Here is a 19,446-nt window from a genome sequence, read left to right as displayed (position 1 = left end):
GGTCCATGCGGGGCGCCTAGGCAGGCGCAGAGGCGCGCCAGGCCTCGATGATCTGCGCCAGGCGCATTGTGTCGGAATAGAGGTGGTCGTCCCCCGGGACCTCAGCCATCGTCGCGAAGGGTGCGGCGCCGACCGCCGCGGCCAAGTCGGCGTAGGCTCCGTTGAAGTCCGCCGTCTGCTGGATGAAGAGCGTTGGCGCCGCGTGCGCCTGGCGACGCAGGATGTCGGTCAGACCCTCGGCTTCGAACCGGCGCAGGGGTGAGCCGATGAAGACGTAGGACTTGGCGATGAACCCGTGGCGCTCGCGGGCGAGCATGGCGATCAGCGTGCCGATGGACTTGCAGACCAGAAGCTCGGCTCCGCTGTCGGCGACCGCCAACACCTCGGGTCCGACGTCGGGATCGGGGACATCCGCGCCGCCCCAGAATCCATAGGACCGAACCGCAGCCTGTCCGCCGGCCAACCGTTCGACCAGATCGGTCATCTGCGTGAGGGTCGAGGCCTTGCGCCCGGGCAGGCCCAGCAGCCTCACCGGCGCTTGCCCAGCTCTGTGGCGATGTCCTTGACGTTGTGGCCGACCTTCTTGTGGGCCGCGGCGATCTGCTCGGCCGTCACGCCCCAGCGCTTGGCCCAGAACGCCACCTCGTGGCGCTCGCGGATGTCGATGCGGGGATTGTCGCGGAAGTCCCGCTTGCCCTTGGGTTCAGCCATGGTCGCCTCCGCTCGCCCTCAGGTCTTCCAGCCATTCGCCGCACGCCCGCGCTTCGGCCTCGTGACCGGGCTCGCGCCAGGTCTCGGCCAGGGCGGCGGCCTGCCACGCCTGCATCGAGGGTAGAGCCAACAGTCGCCCGGCGTAAGCCTCGGCCGGTCCCGACAGGGTCAGGCCATAGGTCTTCAGGCGCAAGGCCACCGGCGCGAAGAAGGCGTCGACGGCCCCGAAGGCCTTGCCCGCCAGGAACGGGCCGCCGAACCGGTGGAGACCTTCGCGCCAAAGTTCGTCGATGCGCGCCAGGTTCTGTTCGAGCTTGGGCGACCGCTCCGCGAGCCGCACCCGGATGCCGACATTCATGGTGCAGGCTTCGCGCAGGGCGGCAAACCCGGCATGCATCTCGGCGGCGGCGCTGCGCGCCCAGGCCCGCGCGTCGGGATCCTTCGGCCAGACCCCCTCATGCCGTTCGGCCAGGTACTCGACGATGGCCAGGGATTCCCAGACCGACCGGTGGCCGTCCCGGAGCGCCGGGACCAGGCCGGTGGGCGAGAATCCGCGAAAGGCCTGCCAGTTCGAGTCGGGGTCGAAGGGCGTCAGGCGCTCGTCGAACGGAATACCCAGCTCGCGCATCAGCACCCAAGGCCGCAGCGACCAGGACGAGTAGTTCTTGTTGGCGATGTGCAGCTCGTACATAGCCCAGGCCTAGCGCGATTCCGGGTTCGATTTTCGCACGGCGCCGTTATCGTACGACGTGCGGCGTTACCTATGTTTAGGTCGAACGCCATGACCGCCGACTCGTCCTCCGCCGGCGATCCCAGACGCAGCCTCGAACTGCTCTGGGGTCTCGTCCCCGCCCGCCGCCGCGGGCCGCGCCCGCGCCTCAGCGTGGAGGAAATCGCCGTCGCCGCCATCGAGCTGGCTGACGCCGAGGGTCTGTCGGCGCTCTCCATGCGGCGGGTCGCCGACCGGCTAAAGGTCGCCACCATGTCGCTCTACACCTACGTGCCCTCCAAGGCCGAGTTGATCGACGTCATGCTGGACCGGGTCTATGGCGAGACACCCAAGACCTATGCCGAGGGCGCCGGGTGGCGCGCGCGGCTGGAGCAGGTAGCGCGCGACAACTGGGACCTCTACCACCGTCATCCCTGGATGCTGCAGGTGGTGATGCACCGCCCGGTGCTGGGCCCCAACATGATCGCCAAGTTCGATTTCGAACTGCGCGCCGTCGAGGGCGAGGGCCTCGCGGACCTGGAGATGGACCAGGTGATCAGCCTGATCTCCAACTATGTGCACGGCGCCGTGCGCAGCGCCGTGGAGGCCATGCAGGCCGAGAGCCGCACCGGCTTGAGCGACGCCCAGTGGTGGGAGATCAGCGGGCCGTTGCTGGAGAAGGTGTTCGATCCCGCGCAGTTTCCCATAGCCGCGCGCGTCGGGGCCGCGGCGGGCGAGGCCTACGAGGCCGTCGGCGATCCAGAGCGGGCCTTCGCCTTCGGACTTGAGCGGGTGCTGGACGGGATCGAGGCTTTTATCGAGAAGCGCTCGGCCTAGAGACCACGAAGACCGCGCAGGCCCCGAGCGCGGCGGCGACGATTAGCGCCAGCCAGGCCCCCGGGTGGGCCGTGATGAAGAAGACCACGAAGCCCAGCGCCATCCCTGCGCAGGCCATCACCTTGGCGGGCCGCGGAATGGCCCTGTGCTCACGCCAGGCCCTCAGGGTCGGGCCGAACTGCGCATGGTCCATCAACCAGGCCTCCAGCCGGGGCGACGACCTGGCGAAACAGCCGGCCGCCAGGATCAGGAACACGGTCGTTGGCAGCAGCGGCAGGAAGGCGCCCACGACGCCGAGCGCCGTGAAGACCAGTCCGAGCACCAGGAAGAGGGTTCGCGCCATGCCGCCCGACCCTCTACGAGAAACGCAAGTTGCGAAAGACCCGCAACTGCAAATTCAGCCCAGACTCGCGACTCGAGCGGCCAGGGCGGTGTTCACGGCTTCGTAGGCGGGCGTGAAGTCGCGGGCGATGCGTTCGGCGCTCCATGTGGCGGGCAGCAGGCCAGAGAGCACTTCGGTGTGGACCAGCCGGGTTCCGGCGCCCTCCGACGTCAGCAGGAAGCCATGCCGGCCCTTGAAGATCAGCGGCGCCTGTCCGGCCCAGGCCAGCTCGCGGCCCGGTTCGGCGGCCACGATGCGGACGGTCTGGCGGATCACTGCCCCCGGCTTGCCCGGGAGGTCGCGGAACACCATGGGCACCCGCGCGCCCAGCCGCGCCTCGCCGTGCGCCGCCAGGTTCAGCGGATTCCACTCGGGATAGCGCGCGAAGTCGGCCAGGACCGCGTAGACCCGATCGGGACTGGCGGGGATCAGGGCCTCGGTGCGGATGCTGTGCATGCCTATCGCGCCACGTTGAGCAGGAATGTATGAGTCTCCTCGCCCAGGGTGACCTTGATGGTGAGCGACGTCACCCCCTTCGGCAGCGGCCCAAGGCCAAGGTCGGTCATGTGCTCCTCGCCGGAGCGCACGGTCTGGGCCAGGAAGCCGCGGTTGGCGATGGCGTCCAAGACCGCGGCGGTCTCCTCCTGCGCCTCCCTGACCCCGGCCTGGACGGACGGGTTGGGCCGGGTCGGCTGGTCGCGCATGGCCGCGCCGACGGCGTCGAGCTTGGCGGCGAAGCGGGCACGGCTCTCGCGCTTGCGCTCGTCCGCCTCCACGGCGGCGGCCAGCTCGTCATGGGTCAGGATCGGCAGGGCCACGCCCTGGTTGGTGGTCACCTGAACCGCCTCGGGGACCATGTTGACCGAGACCGGGCCATTGTTCTTGACCCCCAGGCGGACGGTCGGGAAGTCCCGCTCGTCGATGACGGCGCGTTCGATCATCAGGGCGACATCGGTCCGCGCCAGGCTGGACAGGGATTCCGCCCGGCCCTGTCGGTATTCCACCGGCGCGCCCATGGTGGCGATCGGCGTGATTCTCAGCGACCCGGCCAGGGCCGGCGTCGCCAGGGCGAGCGCCGCGGCGAACACCAATTTCTGCATGAGACCCTCCACAGCCAAGCTTAGGCGAAGGTCCATTGCACGGTGAAGGTGTAATTTTCCTATCCGAGGCGGCCTATTCGCCGAGCAGACCTTCGACGAACGCCGGCAGCCAGGTATTGCGGCCGGGCTTCATCCGCTCGGCGCGGTAGATGTGTCCGAGGTCGGCATAGGCCCGGTCGAAGTTCTTGTTCACGATCACGTAGTCGTAGAGGCCCCAGTGGGCGATCTCTTCCTTGCCGAGCAAGAGGCGCTGAGCGATCACCTCCTCGCTGTCCTGAGCGCGGGCGTGCAGCCGGCGCGACAGGTCCTCCCAGGAGGGCGGGAGGATGAAGACGCGGACGCTGTCGTCGGGCGCCTTTTCGGCGACCTGCTTGGCGCCCTGCCAGTCGATGTCGAACAGCACGTCCTTGCCGTCCAGCAGGGCCTCCATCACGGCGGCGCCGGGGGTGCCGTAGAGGTTGCCGTTGACCTCGGCCCATTCCAGGAACCCGCCCTCGGCGATCTTGGCCTCGAATGCCGCGCGATCGACGAAGAAGTATTCGCGCCCCTCCTCCTCGCCCGGCCGCGCCGCTCGGGTGGTCCAGGAGACCGAAAGGGTCATGTCGGCGTGGTCGGCCACCAGCCGCCGCGACAGCGAGGTCTTACCCGCGCCGGCCGGGCTGGAGACCAGCAGCAGCAGGCCGCGGCGCTGGGTCTCCCAGGGCTTGGCGTCGCCGTCACTCGACATTCTGCACCTGCTCTCGAAACTGCTCGATGGTGGCCTTGAGATCGAGGCCGATATTGGTCAAGGCCGACAGCGCCGACTTCGAACAAAGGGTGTTGGCCTCGCGCATGAACTCTTGGGTCAGGAAGTCCAGCCGGCGGCCCGAGGGCCCCTCCCCCGCAATCAGCGTCCGCGCGCCGTCGATATGGCCCGCCAGGCGGTCCAGCTCCTCGCGGACATCGGCCTTCACGGCCATGGCGGCGGCCTCGGTGACGATGCGGTCGGCCGGGGCGGCCTCGCCGAGCAGCTCTGTCATTCTCGCCTCGAAGCGCGCCTTGATCGCCGCTGGCTGGCCGGCGGCCGTCTCGCCCGCCTGGCGGACCAGCAGCTCGATGCGATCCACCAGGGTGATCAGCACGCCGGTCAGCGCGAACCCCTCCTCGCGCCGCGCCTCGGCCAGGCCTTCCAGCGCGGCCCCGATGGAGAGCGCCATGGCCGCCTCGATGGCGGCCTGGGCGTCGGGATCATCCAGGGTCTCGGCGGCTTCCACGACGCCGCGCAGGGCCAGCAGGCCGTCCAGGCTCGGTGGCGCGGCCTTGCCGGCCGCCAGCAGGCCGGCGCCCGCCTCCAGATAGCGCTCGATCTGGTCGAGATTGATCCGGACCTGGGCGCCGCCCTCGCTGCGCTTGGCCTGCACGCCGATCGTGACCTGGCCGCGGGCGAACCGGGCCTGGGTCCCGTCGCGCGCCACGCGCTCCAGCGTGTCGAACCCCGGCGGGCCGCGGAACCGGACCTCCAGGTTGCGGCCGTTGACCGAGCGCGCCTCCGCCGACCAGCTCCAGTCCCCCGCCGCGCCCTCGGCCCGGCCGAACCCGGTCATTCCGTTCAGTGGCATGGCTAGCGTTCCTTCAGGGCCTTGGCCCGGTCCTTCAGCACCTCGACCTCGCGCTTGCGTTCGATGGCGCGCCAGCGCTCGACGTTCTTCAGGTGCTCTTCGTAGGTCGCGGCGAAGACGTGGCCGCCCGTGCCATCGGCGACGAAGAAGAGAGCGTCGGACCCCGGCGGATCCAGCACGGCGGCCAGGGCCGCGCGGCCCGGATTGGCGATCGGCGTCGGGGGCAGGCCGTCGATCTGGTAGGTGTTGTAGGGGTTGGGCGCGGCCAGTTCCGAGGCGCGCAGGCCCCGGCCCAGCGGCTTGCCGCCGGTCAGGCCGTAGATGATGGTCGGGTCGCTCTCCAGCCGCATGCCGGCGCGCAGCCGGTTGACGAACACCGCCGCCACCCTCGGCCGTTCCGAGGCGACGCCGGTCTCCTTCTCGACGATGGAGGCAAGCGTCACGGCCTCGTCCGGCGTGGCGATGGGCAGGCCCGGCTGGCGTTTGGACCACAACAGGCCCAGCAATTCCTCGCGAGCGTCCATCATCCGCTTCAGCACCGCGGCCCGGTCCTCGCCGCGTTCGAACTGATAGGTCTCGGGCAGGATCGAGCCCTCCGGCGGGGCCGGGGCGTCGCCGGTCAGCTCGGACTTGGCGGCCAGGGCCTCGACCACAGCTTCGGACGTCATGCCCTCCGGCACGGTGATCTGGTGGACCACGATGCGGCCGTCGCGGATGTCGTCCAGGATGCTGGCCATGGAGGCGCGGCTCTTGAACTCGTACTCGCCTGCCTTCAGCGTCCGCGCCGCGCCGGTGATCTGGGCCGCGGCGGCGAAGATGGCGTCGGAGCGCACTACGCCCGCGCGCTCCAGGGTCGAGGCGATCTCGGATACGCCCGCGCCCTTGCGCAGCATGACCACGGTGACGTCGCCGGACTTCGCCGCCGGACCTGGACCCTGGTAGGACCAGACCGCCCAGACCAGGAACAGCACCACGGCGGCGGCCAGGGTGGCCGCGGCGCTGGCGAGGATGATGATCAGGCGTCGCGCGGGCGACAGGCCGCCGCGACGGGCGCGCGGGCTCACGAGACCTTCTTGAACACCACCGAGGCGTTGGTGCCGCCAAAGCCGAAGCTGTTGGAAAGCACCACCTCGATGGCCATCGGCTTGGCCTTGTTGGGAACCAGGTCGATCTCCGTGACCACGGATGGACTGTCCAGGTTGATGGTCGGCGGCGCGATCTGGTCGCGGATCGCCAGGCAGGAGAAGATCGCCTCGATGGCGCCGGCCGCGCCCAGCAGGTGGCCGGTGGCCGACTTGGTGGAGGACATGGTCACGGTCTTGGCGGCGTTGCCCAGGATGCGGGCCACGGCGCCCAGCTCGATCTCGTCGCCCAGCGGCGTGGAGGTGCCGTGGGCGTTGATGTAGTCGATCTCCGAGGGGTCGATGCCGGCGTCCTTGATCGCCGCCCGCATCGCCCGGAAGCCGCCGTCGCCGTCCTCGGCCGGGGCGGTGATGTGGTAGGCGTCGCCAGCCAGGCCGTAGCCCAGCACCTCGGCATAGATCTTGGCCCCGCGCGCCTTGGCGTGCTCGTACTCTTCCAGCACCAGGACGCCGGCGCCCTCGCCCATGACGAAGCCGTCGCGATCCTTGTCATAGGGCCGGCTGGCCTTCTCGGGCGTCGCGTTGAAGTTGGTCGACATGGCGCGGCAGGCGATGAAGCCCGCGACGCCCACCGGACAGATCGCCGCCTCGGCCCCGCCGGCCACCATCACGTCGGCGTCGCCGTACTTGATCATCCGCGCGGCGTCGCCGACCGCGTGGGCCCCGGTGGCGCAGGCCGTGACCACCGAATGGTTCGGGCCCTTGAAGCCGTAGCGGATCGAGACCTGGCCCGAGGCCAGGTTGATCAGGGCCGAGGGGATGAAGAACGGGCTGATCCGCCGCGGACCCTTCTGGAAGAGCTCGACGGACGTGCGCTCGATGGTCCCCAGGCCGCCGATCCCAGAGCCGATGATGACCCCGGTGCGTTCCTTGTCCTCGTCGGTCTCCGGGACCCAGCCCGAATCCTTTACCGCTTCGTCGGCCGCGGCCATGGCGTAGAGGATGAAGTCGTCGACCCGACGCTGGTCCTTGGGGGCCATGGTCAGGTCCGGATCGAAGGAGCCGGCCACATCGGGCCCGCCGCCGCCCCGGCCGTCCACCCGCGGCACTTCGCAGGCCACCTGGCAGGCATATTCGGTCGGATCGAAGGTGGTGATGCGCCCGGCCCCGGACTTTCCGGCCAGGATCGCCGCCCAGGTCAAGTCGACGCCCTGGCCGAGAGGGGTCAAAAGACCGATTCCGGTGACGACGACACGACGCATGGGCGAGCCTCCAAACGCAGACCGCCGCGAGCTCCGGGGAGCGACGCGGCGGCCGAAACTTCAATGATTGCTGAGCTTAAGCGCCCAGGCGCTCACCGATGAACTTCACCGCGTCGCCAACGGTCTGGATATGCTCCGCCGCGTCGTCGGGAATTTCGATATCGAACTCTTCTTCGAAGGCCATGACGAGTTCGACGTTGTCGAGGCTGTCAGCGCCCAGGTCGTCGATAAAACTCGCCTTCTCGGTGACCTTCTCCGGATCGGCGTCGAGGTGTTCGATGACGATCTTGCGCACGCGCTCGAGGATGTCGGACATTCGCTTAAGTCCCTGTTGTTCAAACTGATCCATCCGCGACGGCCGACGAGTTGTCAACCGCAACGGAACTGGGCTTCGAGACCTTCGCCTCGCCGGTTCGGGCGTCGCCGTAGCATGATCGCCACGTCGGCGCCAACCGGTCAGATCATGGCCATGCCGCCGTTCACGTGCAGCGTCTGGCCCGTCATGTAGCCGGCCTCGTCGCTGGCCAGATAAACGCAGGCCGCCGCGACGTCGCTTCCCAGGCCCAGCCGGCCAGCGGGAATGGTCCCGAGGATCTGGGCCTTCTGGGCTTCGTTGAGCGCATCGGTCATCGGGCTCTCGATGAACCCCGGGGCGACGCAGTTCACGGTGATGCCGCGCGTGGCCACTTCCTGGGCCAAGGCCTTGGAAAAGCCGATCATTCCGGCCTTGGAGGCCGCATAGTTGGCCTGGCCAGGATTGCCCATGACGCCCACCACCGAGGTGATGCCGATGATCCTGCCGGCCCGCCGCTTCATCATGCCACGCATGGCCGCGCGGCTCAGGCGGAAATAGCTTTCCAGGTTGATCTTGAGGACGGACTCCCAGTCCTCGTCCTTCATCCGCATCAGCAGGCCGTCCTTGGTGATGCCGGCGTTGGCCACCAGGATGTCGAGACCGTTCCCGGCGGCCTCCTCGGCGCGGGCGATCAGGCCGTCCACCGATTCGGCGTCGGCAAGGTTGGCCGCGGCGATCGAAGTGCGCTCGCCCAGCGCCTTGGCGAGGTCGGCCAGCACCGCCTCGCGGGTGCCCGACAGCACCACATGGGCGCCGGCCGCGTGCAGGGCCCTGGCGATGGCGCCGCCGATGCCGCCCGTGGCGCCGGTGACGAGGGCGGTCTTTCCAGTCAGATCGAACATGTCAGAGGCTCTTCGCGAAGGCTTCGAGGTCGGCGGGGGTGTTGAGCGGCGTGGCTTCGGAGTCCGGCGCGATCCGCTTGGCCATGCCCGACAGCACCTTACCCGATCCGGCCTCGGCGAAACGGGTGATCCCGGCGTCGTTGGCCAGCCACAGCATGCTCTCGCGCCAGCGCACCCGGCCGGTGACCTGGTCCACCAGCAGACGGCGGATCTCTTCCGGGTCGAGGGTTGGCTTGGCGGTGACATTGGCGACCAGCGGCGCGCGGGGCGCCAGGATCGTGGCGCGGCCGAGGGCCTCGGCCATCTCGTCGGCCGCCGGTTGCATCAGCGGGCAGTGGAAGGGCGCCGAGACGTTCAGCGGGATGGCGCGGGCCCCCAGCTCCTTGGCCTTCTCGATGGCCAGATCCACGGCGGCCTTGGCGCCGGAGATCACCACATGGCCGTTGTTGTTGTCGTTGGCCACGACGCAGACGCCCACCGCAGAGCCGGCTGCAGCCGCCGCTTCGGCCAGGGCCACGTCGGACTTGGGCCCGATCAGGGAGGCCATGGCCCCCTCGCCCACCGGCACAGCCCGCTGCATGGCCTGACCGCGCAGCTTCAGCAGGCGCGCGGTGTCGGCCAGGCTGATGGCCCCGGCGGCGGCGAGCGCGGAATACTCTCCGAGGCTGTGGCCGGCCACGAAGGCGGCCTTCTCGACCCCGATGGAGAATTCCTTCTCCAGGGTGCGCATCACCGCCAGGGACACGGCCATCAGGGCCGGCTGGGCGTTTTCGGTCAGGGTGAGCTGATCCTCCGGCCCTTCGCGCATCAGCTTGAACAGCTTTTGGCCGAGCGCCTCGTCGACCTCCTGGAACACCTCGCGGGCCGACCCGAAGGCCTCCGCCAGATCGGCGCCCATGCCGAGCGCCTGGCTGCCCTGGCCGGGAAATAGGAAGGCGAGGCTCATGGGGCTCTCCCGTCTACGGCGCTGTCGCGCTCTCACGATTCCGAGCCGGGAGGGTTAGGGGATATGCCCAGCCCCGGCAACTCCCGCGAAATAGCGGCTTCCCCTCCCTGGCGTCACCTTCTCTCAGATGTCGTCGCGCTGACGCGCCGTCTTCTCTGGGTGTCATCCCGGTTTGCGCAGCAAGACCGGGAGCCATACGCTCCAGATCAAGCCGGAGGGGTCGGCGTCTATGGATCCCGGATAGCCGCTGCGCGTCTTCCGGGATGACAGCTTGTGGGAGAGCGACATGCGGGCGGTCATTCGGCGGAACAAGGCCCTGGTCTGCGACGAGATCGAGGACCTGAAGCCCGACAGCGGCCAGGTGCTGGTCAAAACCTTGGCCTGCGGCATCTGCGGCTCGGACCTACACGCCCTGCACCACATGGAGCACATGATAGAGCTGACCAGCCGGGCCAGCGGCGGCATGACCAACGGCTTCGATCCCCGCGCCGACACGGTGTTCGGCCATGAGTTCTGCGCCGAGATCCTCGACCACGGACCCGGCACGACCGGCGCGCTGAAGGCCGGGACCCGCATCGTCTCCCTGCCCGTCACCCTGACCCCGGCCGGCGGGGCGGAGATGCTCGGCTTCTCCAACAAGCTACCGGGCGGTTTCGCCGAGCGGATGATCCTGTCGGAAGCCCTGCTGCTGGAGGTGCCCAACGGCCTGCCCACCGACCAGGCGGCGCTCACCGAGCCCTTCGCGGTCGGCGCCCATGCGGTGGCCAAGGCGCGGCTCGACCCCAACAGCGTCTGCCTGGTGGTGGGCTGCGGCACCGTCGGCCTGGCGGTGATCGCGGGGCTGAAGGCGCGCGGCCATGGCCCTGTCATCGCCGCCGACTACTCGCCGCGCCGCCGCGCCGCGGCCGAAATGCTGGGCGCCGACATCATCATCGACCCGGCCAGGGAGAGCCCGCACGCCCGCTGGGAGGGCTTCGGCGTCCCGACCGCTCGCGCGGCCCAGAGCATGATCAAGATGATGGGCGGCAGTTTCGGTCAGCCGGTGGTCTTCGAATGCGTCGGCTCGCCCGGCATCGTCCAGAGCCTGATCGAGGCCTCACCCGCCGGCGCCCAGATCGTGGTGGCGGGGGTCTGTATGGAGACCGACAAGATCGAGCCCGCCATCGCCATTACGAAGGAAATCGAGCTCACCTTCGTGTTCGGCTACACCCCCGAAGAGTTCGCCCAGACCCTGCGCGACATCGCCGAGGGCGTGATCGACGTCAGCGGCGTGGTGACTGGGAAGGTGGGGCTAGGCCGGGTGGCCGATGCGTTCGTGACACTGGGGGATCCCGAAGCGCACGTGAAGATCCTGGTGGAGCCTGGGCGGGCTTAGTCGTGGCGCTTCGAGGCGACCTCTACGCCTTCTTCGACACGCTTTGCGTTGACCATGGATTCTGCGTTCCAGCCGAGGCAATCGAGCAGATTTCCGAGCGCGAGAGCGTGTCAGCGAGTGAGTTCACCCTTGCAGTTCTGAAGGCCGAGGGGCTTGACCCAAGTCCGCAGAGCCACTGGTTTCTCTTGATCGACCGGCTCTTTCGAGCGCGCTTCGGCGAAAGGATTGTCTTGCCGGCTATGTAGACAAGCGCGTTTCTACAACTTCATCGGGCTGACATACCCCGTCAACTCCAGATACCCACGACCGCCCTGCGTCGTCACCGCCCCTTCCCAGTAGATCGGGCCCCCGGCGGTGCGGCTGTCGAGTTCCTGGTCGTCGAACAGGGGCTTCAGCATCCACCTCCGCTCGCCCTGCGGCAGACGCACCGACAACGAGCGCTCCACTGGATAGCGGCCTCCGGTCCGGGGCGAGCGCCAGAGACGTTCAGCGCCGAAGCGCACCATGTCCGGCGTGAACCTCGTCACCGCACCATCTTTGCCGCGTAGCGAACCGCCGGCCCAGAGCGCCTTGCCAGCCGCGTCGCGGACCTGGAAGGCCATCAGGGCGCCGCCGTCGTCGAGGTTGAGGCCGACCCAGTCCCAGCCCACCGCCTTGGGATCGAGCAGGGTCGAGGACCATTCGCGGTCGAGCCAGGCCGAGCCGGTGACCCGCACCGCCTTGCCGCCCCGCGTCACGGTCCCCGACACGACCATCTGCGGCAGGCTGTAATAGTGGCTGGCCTGACTGGGTTGGGGGCCCTTGCGACTGTAGCCGCCCTCCCCCTGCGCCAGGGGCGGCTGGGTGGGGCGAAAGGCCAGGTCGAGGGTGAAGGCCTTGCCGCCGACCTTGGTCAGGAACCGGCCGTCGGCGGCGCGGCGCATCGTCCAGTCGTCGATGATCAGGTTGGCGTCGCCCACCGCCGCCTCGGCTAGGCCGAAGCCGGCGCGGGCCATGCGCTGGTCGTGCAGCAGCTTGCCGAGCTTGGGGTCCGACAGCGCGGCGTGAGCGAACAGGATCTGCTTGGCGGCGAAGGCGCTGGGGTTGGCCTGGTCGACGCTGGGGCGCGAGCGGAAGAAGGTCACCTGGAAGCCCAAGTCCTGGCCGCCTTCGGTCTTCAGCCAGCCGGTGACGTACCACCACTCGGTGCGGAATTCCGGGTGCGCCCCGTGGTCGGCGGGGAAGGTCAAGACCCTGCCAGGTCGCACCTGCGGATAGAGCGGCAGGACCGGCCCGGTCTGGGTGGCCGCGGGGCTGGCCAGCACCAGCAGGGCGGCGAGGATGGCGAACAACCGCCCCATCACCAGTCCTCCCGCACGGCGCGCACGGCGTCCGCCGACAGCGCCCGGCGGCCCGCCAGCAGGGCGGTGCCCGCCGCCGCGGCGACCAGGGCCGCCGCCACACTGGCCAGCAGGGTCCAGGGGAGCTGGGTCTCCATGGTCCAATGGAAGGACTGCGGATTGACCACGTGGATCAGCACCTGGCTCATGACGAGGCCCAGGCCGATCCCGGCCAGGACGCCCACCGCCCCTAGCACCGCGCCCTCGGTGGCCAGCATGGCGACGATCTGCGAGCGGGTGACGCCCAGGTGGCGCAGCATGCCGAACTCCTTGGTCCGCGCCAGGGTCTGGGCCGAGATGGTGGCCGCCACCCCGGCCAGCCCCACCAGTATGGCGATGGCCTCCAGGCCATATGTCACCGCGAAGCTGCGGTCGAACAGGCGCAGGGCGAAGGCGCGCAAGGTCTTGGGCTCGGCGAAGTCGACGCTGAGGCCGGGCGGCATCCGGGCGCGCAGGGCGGCGATGACCGTCTCGGGCTTCGCGCCAGGCGCCAGTTCGACCGCGGCCCCGGCGCGGAAGGCGTCACCGGTCAGCCGCGTGTAGTCGGCGGAATCCAGGGAGACCGCGCCGTGCTGGTTGGAATAGTCGCGCCAAACGCCGGCCACGAAGAACGGCGCCGCCTGGCCGCTGATGGGCAGGGTGATGCTCTGGCCCGGCTTCCAGCCATAGAGCCAAGCGGCGGGTTCTGAGACCCAGACCGGCGTGGCGCCCGCCGGCGGCGTCGCGCTGTCGATCATCGGCATCCGGCGCGCGTCGAAGGGCCGGATCAGCACCGCCAGCGGCGGCTGGTCCGGAGACAGGCGAAGGCTGGTGGAGGTCTGGAAGACCATCCGCGCCACGCCGGGGGTGCGCGCCAGGGCCGCCTGGGTCGCGGGATCGAAGCCGCCGCCTGAGGCCTCGGCGCGGACATAGAGGTCATCGGCCAGGACCTGGCCCAGCCAGTCGTCCACGGAGCCGCGGAAGCTCGACACCATCACCGCCATGGCCACCATCAGGCTGGTGCTGGCCACGATCCCGCACAGCGCCACCGCCGCCTGGGACGGCGCGCCCCACAGCCGTTTGAAGGCCAGATCTACCGCCGCGCCGGCCACGCGGACGCGTTGCAAGGGCGTCAACATGGTCCGGGCGATCCAGGGCATGGCCGCCACCCCGCCGGCCAGCAGCAGGGCCATGGCGCCGTAGCCGAACAGCGGAATACCCCCGACGGCCGGGGCGAAGGCCGCCGCGGCCCCTACGGCCAGCAGTAGCAGCGAGGGCCAGATGCGCGGCGCGACACGTGGGTCGACGGAATCGCCGACGTTTTTCAGCGCCACAGCCGGCTGGGCCCTGGCGGCCTCACGAGCCGGGATCAGGCTGCCGCCCATGGCGGTGAGCAGGCCCAGGACCAGGAACACCAGGGCGGCGCCCGGCGCGAAGACCAGCTCCGGCTCCACCCCACCGAAATAGCCGCCCCCGAGGTCGCCGCCCAGCAGCGCCAGGACCCCGCTCGCCAGCGCCAGGCCGAGCCCGAGCCCCGCGACGCCACCCGCCAGCCCGACGACCGCCCCCTCGGCTAGCACCTGGCCCAGCAGGGCGCGGCGGCGCACACCCAGCACCCGCAGCAAGGCGAACTGCGCCCGGCGCCGCGCCACGGCCAGCGACTGTGCCGAATAGACCAGGAACCCGCCGGTCAGCAGGGCCATCAGGGCCAGCATGTCGAGATTGACCCGGTAGGCGCGGCTGAGCGCGTCGCTGCGCCGGGCCTCGCTCTCGCGGCTGACCAGCTGGGCGTCGGCGGGCAGCACCCTGGCGATGGCCGCGCGTACCCGGCCTGCGTCGGCGCCCTGCTCCAGGCGCAGGTCGATGCGCTGCAGCTTGCCGATCTGGCCGAACCGCCACTGGGCGGCGGCGATGTCCATGACGGCGATCTGCTGGCCCTCGGCCACGCCGGGTAGCGTCCCGGCCACCGCCAGGGGCACGGTGCGGCCGGCCGCGGTCAGGTCGAGGCGGTCGCCCGGCTTGACCTGCAGGGCGTCAAGCGCGGCCCGAGAGAGGAGCACGGCATTGTCGTCGAAAGCCGCCTCGCTGGTCGGGCCATGAGCCGCGTCCGCGCCAGAGGGGCGACCCAGCAGGCTCGGCGTCACATGCGCCGCGCGCAAGACGTCCAGGCCGATCAAGGTCACCGGACCATCCGCGCCCTTAGCCCCGGCCTCAAGCTCCACCACCGGGCTAGTCGCCGCCACGCCCGGCAGCCGGGCCAGTGTCGGGTAGAGCGCCTCGTCGAAGCCGGCGGGCGAGACCCCTCGCACCTGCAGCTCGGCGTCGCCATTGACCGTCGAAACGGCCTGGGAGAATTCGTTGAGCGCCGAGGCGTTGACCAGGTGCACAGCCAGGCCCAGCGCCACGCCGACGGCGATGGCCACAGCCGCCGTCACCGCCCGCATAGGATGGGCCCGCCACTCGCCGAGAATCATCCAGCGCGCGGCCAGCGCCCGGGGACGATCAGCCGCCATGGCGCTCGACGAGGCCGGTGCGGGTCAGGGTGAGAACCCGGTCGGCCGCCGCGGCGGCGACGTCGGAATGGGTGACCAGCAAGGCCGCGGCGCCGGACTGGCGCACCTGGGCCGCGAACAGTTCCAGCACCCGGCCGGCGGTCTCGGGATCGAGGTTGCCGGTGGGCTCATCGGCCAGGATCAGGCCGGGGCGGTGGGCCAGGGCCCGGGCGATCGCCACCCGCTGCATCTCCCCACCCGAGAGCTGGTGGGGGAAGTCCCCCGCTCGACCCGGCAAGCCCACGGCGTCCAGCATGTCGCCGGCCCGCGCCAGGGCCTCGGCGCCCGGCGCGCGCTGCAGGACCAGGGGAAGAGCCACGTTCTGGCCCAGGGTCAGGTGCGGCAGGATGTGGAAGGCCTGGAACACGAAGCCGATCCGGTCGCGCCGCAGTCCGGTGCGCGCGTCGTCGTCCAGGGTCTCCAGCCCCACCCCGTCGATGGCCACCTGCCCCGCGTCCGCGCCGTCCAGCCCGGCGATCAGGTTGAGCAGGGTGGACTTTCCGACCCCGGACTCGCCCATGACCGCGACGAACTCGCCGGCCGCCAGGTCCAGGTCCAGGCCCTCGAACAGCACCCGGCCGCCGGGGACCGACTTGGCCAGGGAACGCAGCGACAGGATCGGGGATTCGGCGGCCATCGGCCTATCTAACCTGCCCTAGCGTCCGTAGTCCTCGACGTTTCGCCAGCCGCCCTGGACCTTGAGGTCTTCGCGCCTGATGGCGATCCAGCACCCGCCGCCGGAATGGGCGGGGCGATCTTCCTGGCCGATCGCGACATCTTGGAGATGGGCCATCAGCAGCGCGCCAACCCCGCCATGGGACACCACGACCACCAGGCCGGGCCCGGTCTCGGCCGCCGCCACCCGGCCGACCGCGGCCACGATCCTCGCCTGCGCGTGGGCCGCCGTCTCCCAGCCGCGGACGCTCTCATAGGGCCGGGCGAAGAACTGCTCGACGATCTCCCAGAACTCGGGCGGGGCGACATAGCCGGTGGCCGAGCGGTCGTTCTCGTGGAGGTCCGGCTCGACCCGCGCCGTCAGACCAAGGCGTCCGGCCACGATCTCCGCCCCGTCGCGCGCCTTCCGCTCGCCGCTGGACCAGACGCCGACGACCGGTGTCGGCCCTCCGGCCAGGGACGCGGCGAAGGCCTCCATTCGCGCGCGGCCGACCTCCGATAGCGGCCAGTCGGGGACCGGGACGGCCGGATCGATCACCACCTCGGGATGGGTGACGAAGAGGATCATGCCTCCGCCTTCGCCTCCTTGGCCGGGGCGGGCCTGGCCGGTCGCTTCTGGGCCAGGGCCGCGCAGGAGGCGAAGCCGATGGAGCCCTCTTCGTCATAGAGGCGGCATTCGCCGACCGCCACGCCGTCGGTGGCGTCGTGATAGGCGCTCTCGAAGCCGATCCATTCGGTGCGCGGCATCCGGTGCAGATAGACGGTGACGTCGGAATTGATGAAGGCCAGGCCCTGGTCCGACGCGTGGGCGGCGGGGCTGGCGAAATCGGCGGCGACGGCGACGCGCTGGAACGGGGTGAGCGGCTCATTCTCGACGATGTCGCGGACCTCGCTCATCCACATGCGGCGCTGGCCGCCCTGGCCGAAGCCGCCGCTGATCGGCCGGGTGGACCACATCCGGCCCATGGGTCCGCTCGAAGGATCCGGCGCCGGGATCGCGGCGGGCTTGGGGACGTCCCACTCCGGCGCCTTCCAGACATTGCCTTCGGGATTCTCGGTGCGGCGTAGGAACTGGCAGGTCGCCTTGGCCATGCTGACGCCGCCGGAGATGAATTCCGCCTCGGCCACCCGAATCCGGCCGCCCTCGCGGATCAGCCGGGTGGTCACCTCGACGGGATCGAAGCCCGGCAGCCGGTACATATCGACGGTCAGGCGGGCCGGCAGGAAATCCGGGTCGCCATGTTTGCGTTCCAGTTCGAAGCCCAGCAGGCCGACGATGACGCGGCCGTGCAGGGAGTTCGGATTCCAGGGGCCTCGGCCGGCGGGGGTGGGGACGTAGTGGTCCCCGTCTCGTTTGAAAAAGGGTTCGTTTGTCATGGCGCGGGACCATGACGGATTCCCGATCCTAGAACTAGGCCGCAGCTTCGCTGTGGATCGCAGTCTCCAGCCCCGCCAGAAGATCGTCCCAAGCCGCGGCCACCGGCGGGGTCCAGTCGTCGCCCAGCAGCTCGCGCAGGGTCTCCATCACCGTGGCGAAGAAGGTCGTGAACACCCCGGGCGGCACGCCTAGGCCCTCGTGGTTGATGATCTCGGCGCGGACCATGTTGGCGCCGAACGCCCCCTCGCTCGAGAAGTCCAGCAAGGTCTGGAAGACGACGGCCAGCATCTCGCCCCGCGCGGCGCCGGTCTTATCGCCGATGAACAGCTCGGCCATTTCGGGGCTCTTGGCGAACAGCCGGTCATAAACGGCGGCTGTCGGATCGCCGTGGCGATCAGCGACCTCCTCCAGGCTCCAGGCGATGAGATTTGTTTCGTCGGTCATGTTTTGCGCAGCTCGATCTGCTCAGACTAAGGTCCCGGTTCGCGAATTTCAGCCTTGGGAAGCACCGTCGAGGCGTCCTTCTTTCCCTGGAAGCTGGCCGCAGGCGCCATGTTGAGCACCATGTCAGCCCTCCCCGCGCTCGCCTTGACCGATCCCAACGACCCATACGTCTATATGGAGGAGATCGAGGGCGCGAGGGCGATGGCGTTCGCGCGCGCCCGGCGGCCTCAGTCGTCGTTGGACGGCGGCGGACCGATGTTGACCAGGGCGATCCTGGCGCCGGGCGCGGCGTCCGAGGCCACCACCTCGGCGCGAAGCTGCTTGCCCAGGGCCTCGACGACGCTGGTGCCCAGGCCGACGCGTATATCGGGCGAGGTCGGCGGCCTGCCGATCCCGTCGTCGGTGACCGACAGGGTCCATCCGGGCTGGGTCAGTTCATAGTCGACGTGCACCTTGCCCCGCCGCCCATCCGGGAAGGCGTGCTTGAGAGCGTTGATCACCAGTTCGGTGACGATCAGGCCGAGGCTGACCGCCTCCTGGGAGGTGACCGTTGCATTGTCCGCGCGCACGTTCAGGGTCAGCGGGCGCGACTCGCGGATCATCGACGAGGCCAGGCTCTCGCACAGCTTGGTCAGATAGGGTCCAACCTCCACCTCGCCGAGGCTCGCCTGCAGGTGCTGCTGCACGGCGGCGACCGACATGACCCGGTCGTGGGCGTCGTGCAGGTGTTGACGGGTTTCCTCGGACTTCACGGTCCTGGCCTTGAGCAGCAGGACGCTGGCGATGATCTGCAGGCTGTTGGCGATGCGGTGCTGCATTTCCTGCATCAGCACCGCGCGTTCCCGCAGCAGGGTGTCCTTCTCCAGAAGCAGGGCGACGTTCAGGTGCTCCACCCGCCGGACGTCGGTAATGTCATTGACCACCATGAGCACTCGGTGACGCTCCGCGTCGCCATGGGTGAGGTTCTGGACATTGACCACCAGCCGCCGCACGGGAAGGTCATGCCGAACGAGATCGGTCTCGTAGTCGGACAGCACAGGCCCGTCGGTCAGAGCGTTCTCCAGCAGGACATGTAGCTGGGCGATGTCCCATTCGCCGCCGCCCAGCTCAGCCAGGGTCGAGCCCTCCGCGCCATCCGCCAGGATGTCGAAGCCGGCGCAGAACGACGGGCTGGCGCGCACAACCCGCGCCTCGGCGTCGAACAGCAGCAGCGGAACGGGCGAGGTGTCGATGAGCGCGCCGGCCAGATTCCCGGCGGCCACGGACCGATTTTCGATGACGGCCACCTTGGCCCCTTGGCGACCGCAGGCTCCCGATGCGAAAGCCTTCTTGGACGCAGGCGCCACCCTAGCACAGGCCGACCCGCCGGCCGCGCTTATTCCGCCGCGCCCGGCCCCGGTCGGGTCTCGACGCTCCGCGCGTCGACCATTTCGCCGCACTCGGAACAGGTCTGGACGGCGTGGAAATCGTGGCCGCAGGCCTTGTGCCGGTGCAGCAGCGGCGGTCCAGCCCGGCCGGCATAGTGGCGGTCGCCCCAGTGGACGATGGCCATCACCACGGGGTGCAGTTCCATCCCTTTCTCGGTCAGCCCGTATTCGAAACGGGTCGGGTTGTCCTGGTAGGGAACCCGCTTCAGCACACCCTCCCCGACCAGGCGCCTCAGGCGGTCGGCGACGATGGTCCGCGAGATGCCCAGGCGCTCCTGGAATGCTTCGAACCGCCGGACGCCCAGGAAGCAGTCACGCAGGACCATCAAGGTCCAGCGGTCGCCGATCACCGCCACCGAGCGAGCGATCGAGCACGGCTGCTCGGCCAGTTCGTTCCACTTCATCGGCGGCGT

General features: G+C 69.7%; 23 protein-coding genes. 2 read left to right on the top strand and 21 right to left on the bottom strand.

What is annotated here, in order from left to right; all coding sequences use genetic code 11:
* Nucleotides 1-16: 16 nt before the first annotated feature.
* The 3 genes from Q8Q88_RS16905 to Q8Q88_RS16895 are packed head-to-tail and all read right to left on the bottom strand — an operon-like array spanning nucleotide 17 to nucleotide 1,402.
* The gene (locus Q8Q88_RS16905) at nucleotides 17-532 is read right to left on the bottom strand and encodes a hypothetical protein (protein WP_305676352.1); all 516 of its coding nucleotides are present in this window, start codon (nucleotides 530-532) and stop codon (nucleotides 17-19) included.
* Nucleotides 529-711, bottom strand: coding sequence for a DUF3606 domain-containing protein (locus Q8Q88_RS16900; protein WP_305676351.1), 183 nt, complete (start codon nucleotides 709-711; stop codon nucleotides 529-531). Before Q8Q88_RS16900 ends, Q8Q88_RS16905 begins: the two co-directional genes overlap by 4 nt.
* Entirely contained in the window at nucleotides 704-1,402 is a 699-nt protein-coding gene (locus Q8Q88_RS16895) for a glutathione S-transferase family protein (protein ID WP_305676350.1), read from the bottom strand. The genes Q8Q88_RS16900 and Q8Q88_RS16895 overlap by 8 nt, the downstream gene beginning before the upstream one ends.
* Before the next feature lie 90 nt (nucleotides 1,403-1,492).
* On the opposite strand from Q8Q88_RS16895, the gene Q8Q88_RS16890 reads away from it, so the two are divergent.
* Nucleotides 1,493-2,257: a TetR/AcrR family transcriptional regulator gene (locus Q8Q88_RS16890; protein ID WP_305676349.1), complete on the top strand. Its 765-nt coding sequence runs from the start codon at nucleotides 1,493-1,495 to the stop codon at nucleotides 2,255-2,257.
* On the opposite strand, the gene Q8Q88_RS16885 is transcribed toward Q8Q88_RS16890, so the two are convergent.
* The 10 genes from Q8Q88_RS16885 to fabD all read right to left on the bottom strand — a co-directional run bounded on the left by Q8Q88_RS16885 (nucleotide 2,235) and on the right by fabD (nucleotide 9,824).
* Nucleotides 2,235-2,600, bottom strand: coding sequence for a YbaN family protein (locus Q8Q88_RS16885; RefSeq protein ID WP_305676348.1), 366 nt, complete (start codon nucleotides 2,598-2,600; stop codon nucleotides 2,235-2,237). The genes Q8Q88_RS16890 and Q8Q88_RS16885 overlap by 23 nt on opposite strands.
* 54 nt (nucleotides 2,601-2,654) lie before the next feature.
* Nucleotides 2,655-3,095: an SRPBCC domain-containing protein gene (locus tag Q8Q88_RS16880; RefSeq protein ID WP_305676347.1), complete on the bottom strand. Its 441-nt coding sequence runs from the start codon at nucleotides 3,093-3,095 to the stop codon at nucleotides 2,655-2,657.
* 2 nt (nucleotides 3,096-3,097) lie between these two features.
* Nucleotides 3,098-3,739 (bottom strand): hypothetical protein, encoded by a 642-nt coding sequence (locus tag Q8Q88_RS16875; protein ID WP_305676346.1) that lies wholly within the window; start codon nucleotides 3,737-3,739, stop codon nucleotides 3,098-3,100.
* 73 nt (nucleotides 3,740-3,812) lie between these two features.
* The gene (gmk, locus tag Q8Q88_RS16870; protein WP_305676345.1) at nucleotides 3,813-4,466 is read right to left on the bottom strand and encodes a guanylate kinase; all 654 of its coding nucleotides are present in this window, start codon (nucleotides 4,464-4,466) and stop codon (nucleotides 3,813-3,815) included.
* On the bottom strand, nucleotides 4,456-5,337 hold the full coding sequence (locus Q8Q88_RS16865) for a YicC/YloC family endoribonuclease (protein ID WP_305676344.1): 882 nt from the start codon (nucleotides 5,335-5,337) through the stop codon (nucleotides 4,456-4,458). Before Q8Q88_RS16865 ends, gmk begins: the two co-directional genes overlap by 11 nt.
* A 2-nt stretch (nucleotides 5,338-5,339) precedes the next feature.
* The gene (gene mltG / locus Q8Q88_RS16860; protein ID WP_305676343.1) at nucleotides 5,340-6,401 is read right to left on the bottom strand and encodes an endolytic transglycosylase MltG; all 1,062 of its coding nucleotides are present in this window, start codon (nucleotides 6,399-6,401) and stop codon (nucleotides 5,340-5,342) included.
* Nucleotides 6,398-7,681, bottom strand: a complete 1,284-nt coding sequence (fabF, locus tag Q8Q88_RS16855) for a beta-ketoacyl-ACP synthase II (RefSeq protein ID WP_305676342.1) — start codon at nucleotides 7,679-7,681, stop codon at nucleotides 6,398-6,400. Before fabF ends, mltG begins: the two co-directional genes overlap by 4 nt.
* A 76-nt stretch (nucleotides 7,682-7,757) precedes the next feature.
* Nucleotides 7,758-7,997, bottom strand: coding sequence for an acyl carrier protein (locus Q8Q88_RS16850; RefSeq protein ID WP_056019455.1), 240 nt, complete (start codon nucleotides 7,995-7,997; stop codon nucleotides 7,758-7,760).
* Between the two features lie 140 nt (nucleotides 7,998-8,137).
* Nucleotides 8,138-8,878: a 3-oxoacyl-[acyl-carrier-protein] reductase gene (gene fabG, locus Q8Q88_RS16845; protein ID WP_305676341.1), complete on the bottom strand. Its 741-nt coding sequence runs from the start codon at nucleotides 8,876-8,878 to the stop codon at nucleotides 8,138-8,140.
* Nucleotide 8,879: 1 nt separating this feature from the next.
* Nucleotides 8,880-9,824, bottom strand: a complete 945-nt coding sequence (gene fabD / locus Q8Q88_RS16840) for an ACP S-malonyltransferase (protein WP_305676340.1) — start codon at nucleotides 9,822-9,824, stop codon at nucleotides 8,880-8,882.
* 286 nt (nucleotides 9,825-10,110) lie between these two features.
* Between fabD and Q8Q88_RS16835 the strand changes: the two genes are divergently transcribed.
* Complete coding sequence (locus tag Q8Q88_RS16835; protein WP_305676339.1) at nucleotides 10,111-11,199, top strand: zinc-binding dehydrogenase; 1,089 nt, start codon at nucleotides 10,111-10,113, stop codon at nucleotides 11,197-11,199.
* A 257-nt stretch (nucleotides 11,200-11,456) separates the two neighbouring features.
* Here Q8Q88_RS16835 and Q8Q88_RS16830 read toward each other — a convergent pair whose 3' ends face one another.
* From Q8Q88_RS16830 to Q8Q88_RS16795, 8 genes are all read right to left on the bottom strand, one after another.
* Nucleotides 11,457-12,539 (bottom strand): carotenoid 1,2-hydratase, encoded by a 1,083-nt coding sequence (locus Q8Q88_RS16830; RefSeq protein ID WP_305676338.1) that lies wholly within the window; start codon nucleotides 12,537-12,539, stop codon nucleotides 11,457-11,459.
* Nucleotides 12,539-15,070 carry an FtsX-like permease family protein gene (locus tag Q8Q88_RS16825; protein WP_305676337.1) on the bottom strand — a complete coding sequence of 844 codons (2,532 nt, stop codon included), beginning with the start codon at nucleotides 15,068-15,070 and terminating at the stop codon, nucleotides 12,539-12,541. The genes Q8Q88_RS16830 and Q8Q88_RS16825 overlap by 1 nt, the downstream gene beginning before the upstream one ends.
* On the bottom strand, nucleotides 15,060-15,746 hold the full coding sequence (locus tag Q8Q88_RS16820; protein ID WP_305676336.1) for an ABC transporter ATP-binding protein: 687 nt from the start codon (nucleotides 15,744-15,746) through the stop codon (nucleotides 15,060-15,062). Before Q8Q88_RS16820 ends, Q8Q88_RS16825 begins: the two co-directional genes overlap by 11 nt.
* An 18-nt stretch (nucleotides 15,747-15,764) precedes the next feature.
* Nucleotides 15,765-16,352, bottom strand: coding sequence for a histidine phosphatase family protein (locus Q8Q88_RS16815; protein ID WP_305676335.1), 588 nt, complete (start codon nucleotides 16,350-16,352; stop codon nucleotides 15,765-15,767).
* Nucleotides 16,349-17,161, bottom strand: a complete 813-nt coding sequence (locus Q8Q88_RS16810; RefSeq protein WP_305676334.1) for an acyl-CoA thioesterase domain-containing protein — start codon at nucleotides 17,159-17,161, stop codon at nucleotides 16,349-16,351. The genes Q8Q88_RS16815 and Q8Q88_RS16810 overlap by 4 nt, the downstream gene beginning before the upstream one ends.
* 34 nt (nucleotides 17,162-17,195) lie before the next feature.
* The gene (locus Q8Q88_RS16805) at nucleotides 17,196-17,606 is read right to left on the bottom strand and encodes a globin (RefSeq protein ID WP_305676333.1); all 411 of its coding nucleotides are present in this window, start codon (nucleotides 17,604-17,606) and stop codon (nucleotides 17,196-17,198) included.
* 227 nt (nucleotides 17,607-17,833) lie between these two features.
* Nucleotides 17,834-18,892 carry a sensor histidine kinase gene (locus Q8Q88_RS16800; RefSeq protein ID WP_305676332.1) on the bottom strand — a complete coding sequence of 353 codons (1,059 nt, stop codon included), beginning with the start codon at nucleotides 18,890-18,892 and terminating at the stop codon, nucleotides 17,834-17,836.
* Nucleotides 18,893-18,981: 89 nt separating this feature from the next.
* Entirely contained in the window at nucleotides 18,982-19,437 is a 456-nt protein-coding gene (locus Q8Q88_RS16795; RefSeq protein WP_305676331.1) for a helix-turn-helix domain-containing protein, read from the bottom strand.
* Between the last annotated feature and the right edge of the window lie 9 nt (nucleotides 19,438-19,446).

The organism is Phenylobacterium sp. (assembly GCF_030697925.1).
GTDB lineage: Bacteria > Pseudomonadota > Alphaproteobacteria > Caulobacterales > Caulobacteraceae > Phenylobacterium.
The sequence above is the reverse complement of the archived record's forward strand: the minus strand, read 5'-3'. Positions and strand labels throughout refer to the sequence as shown.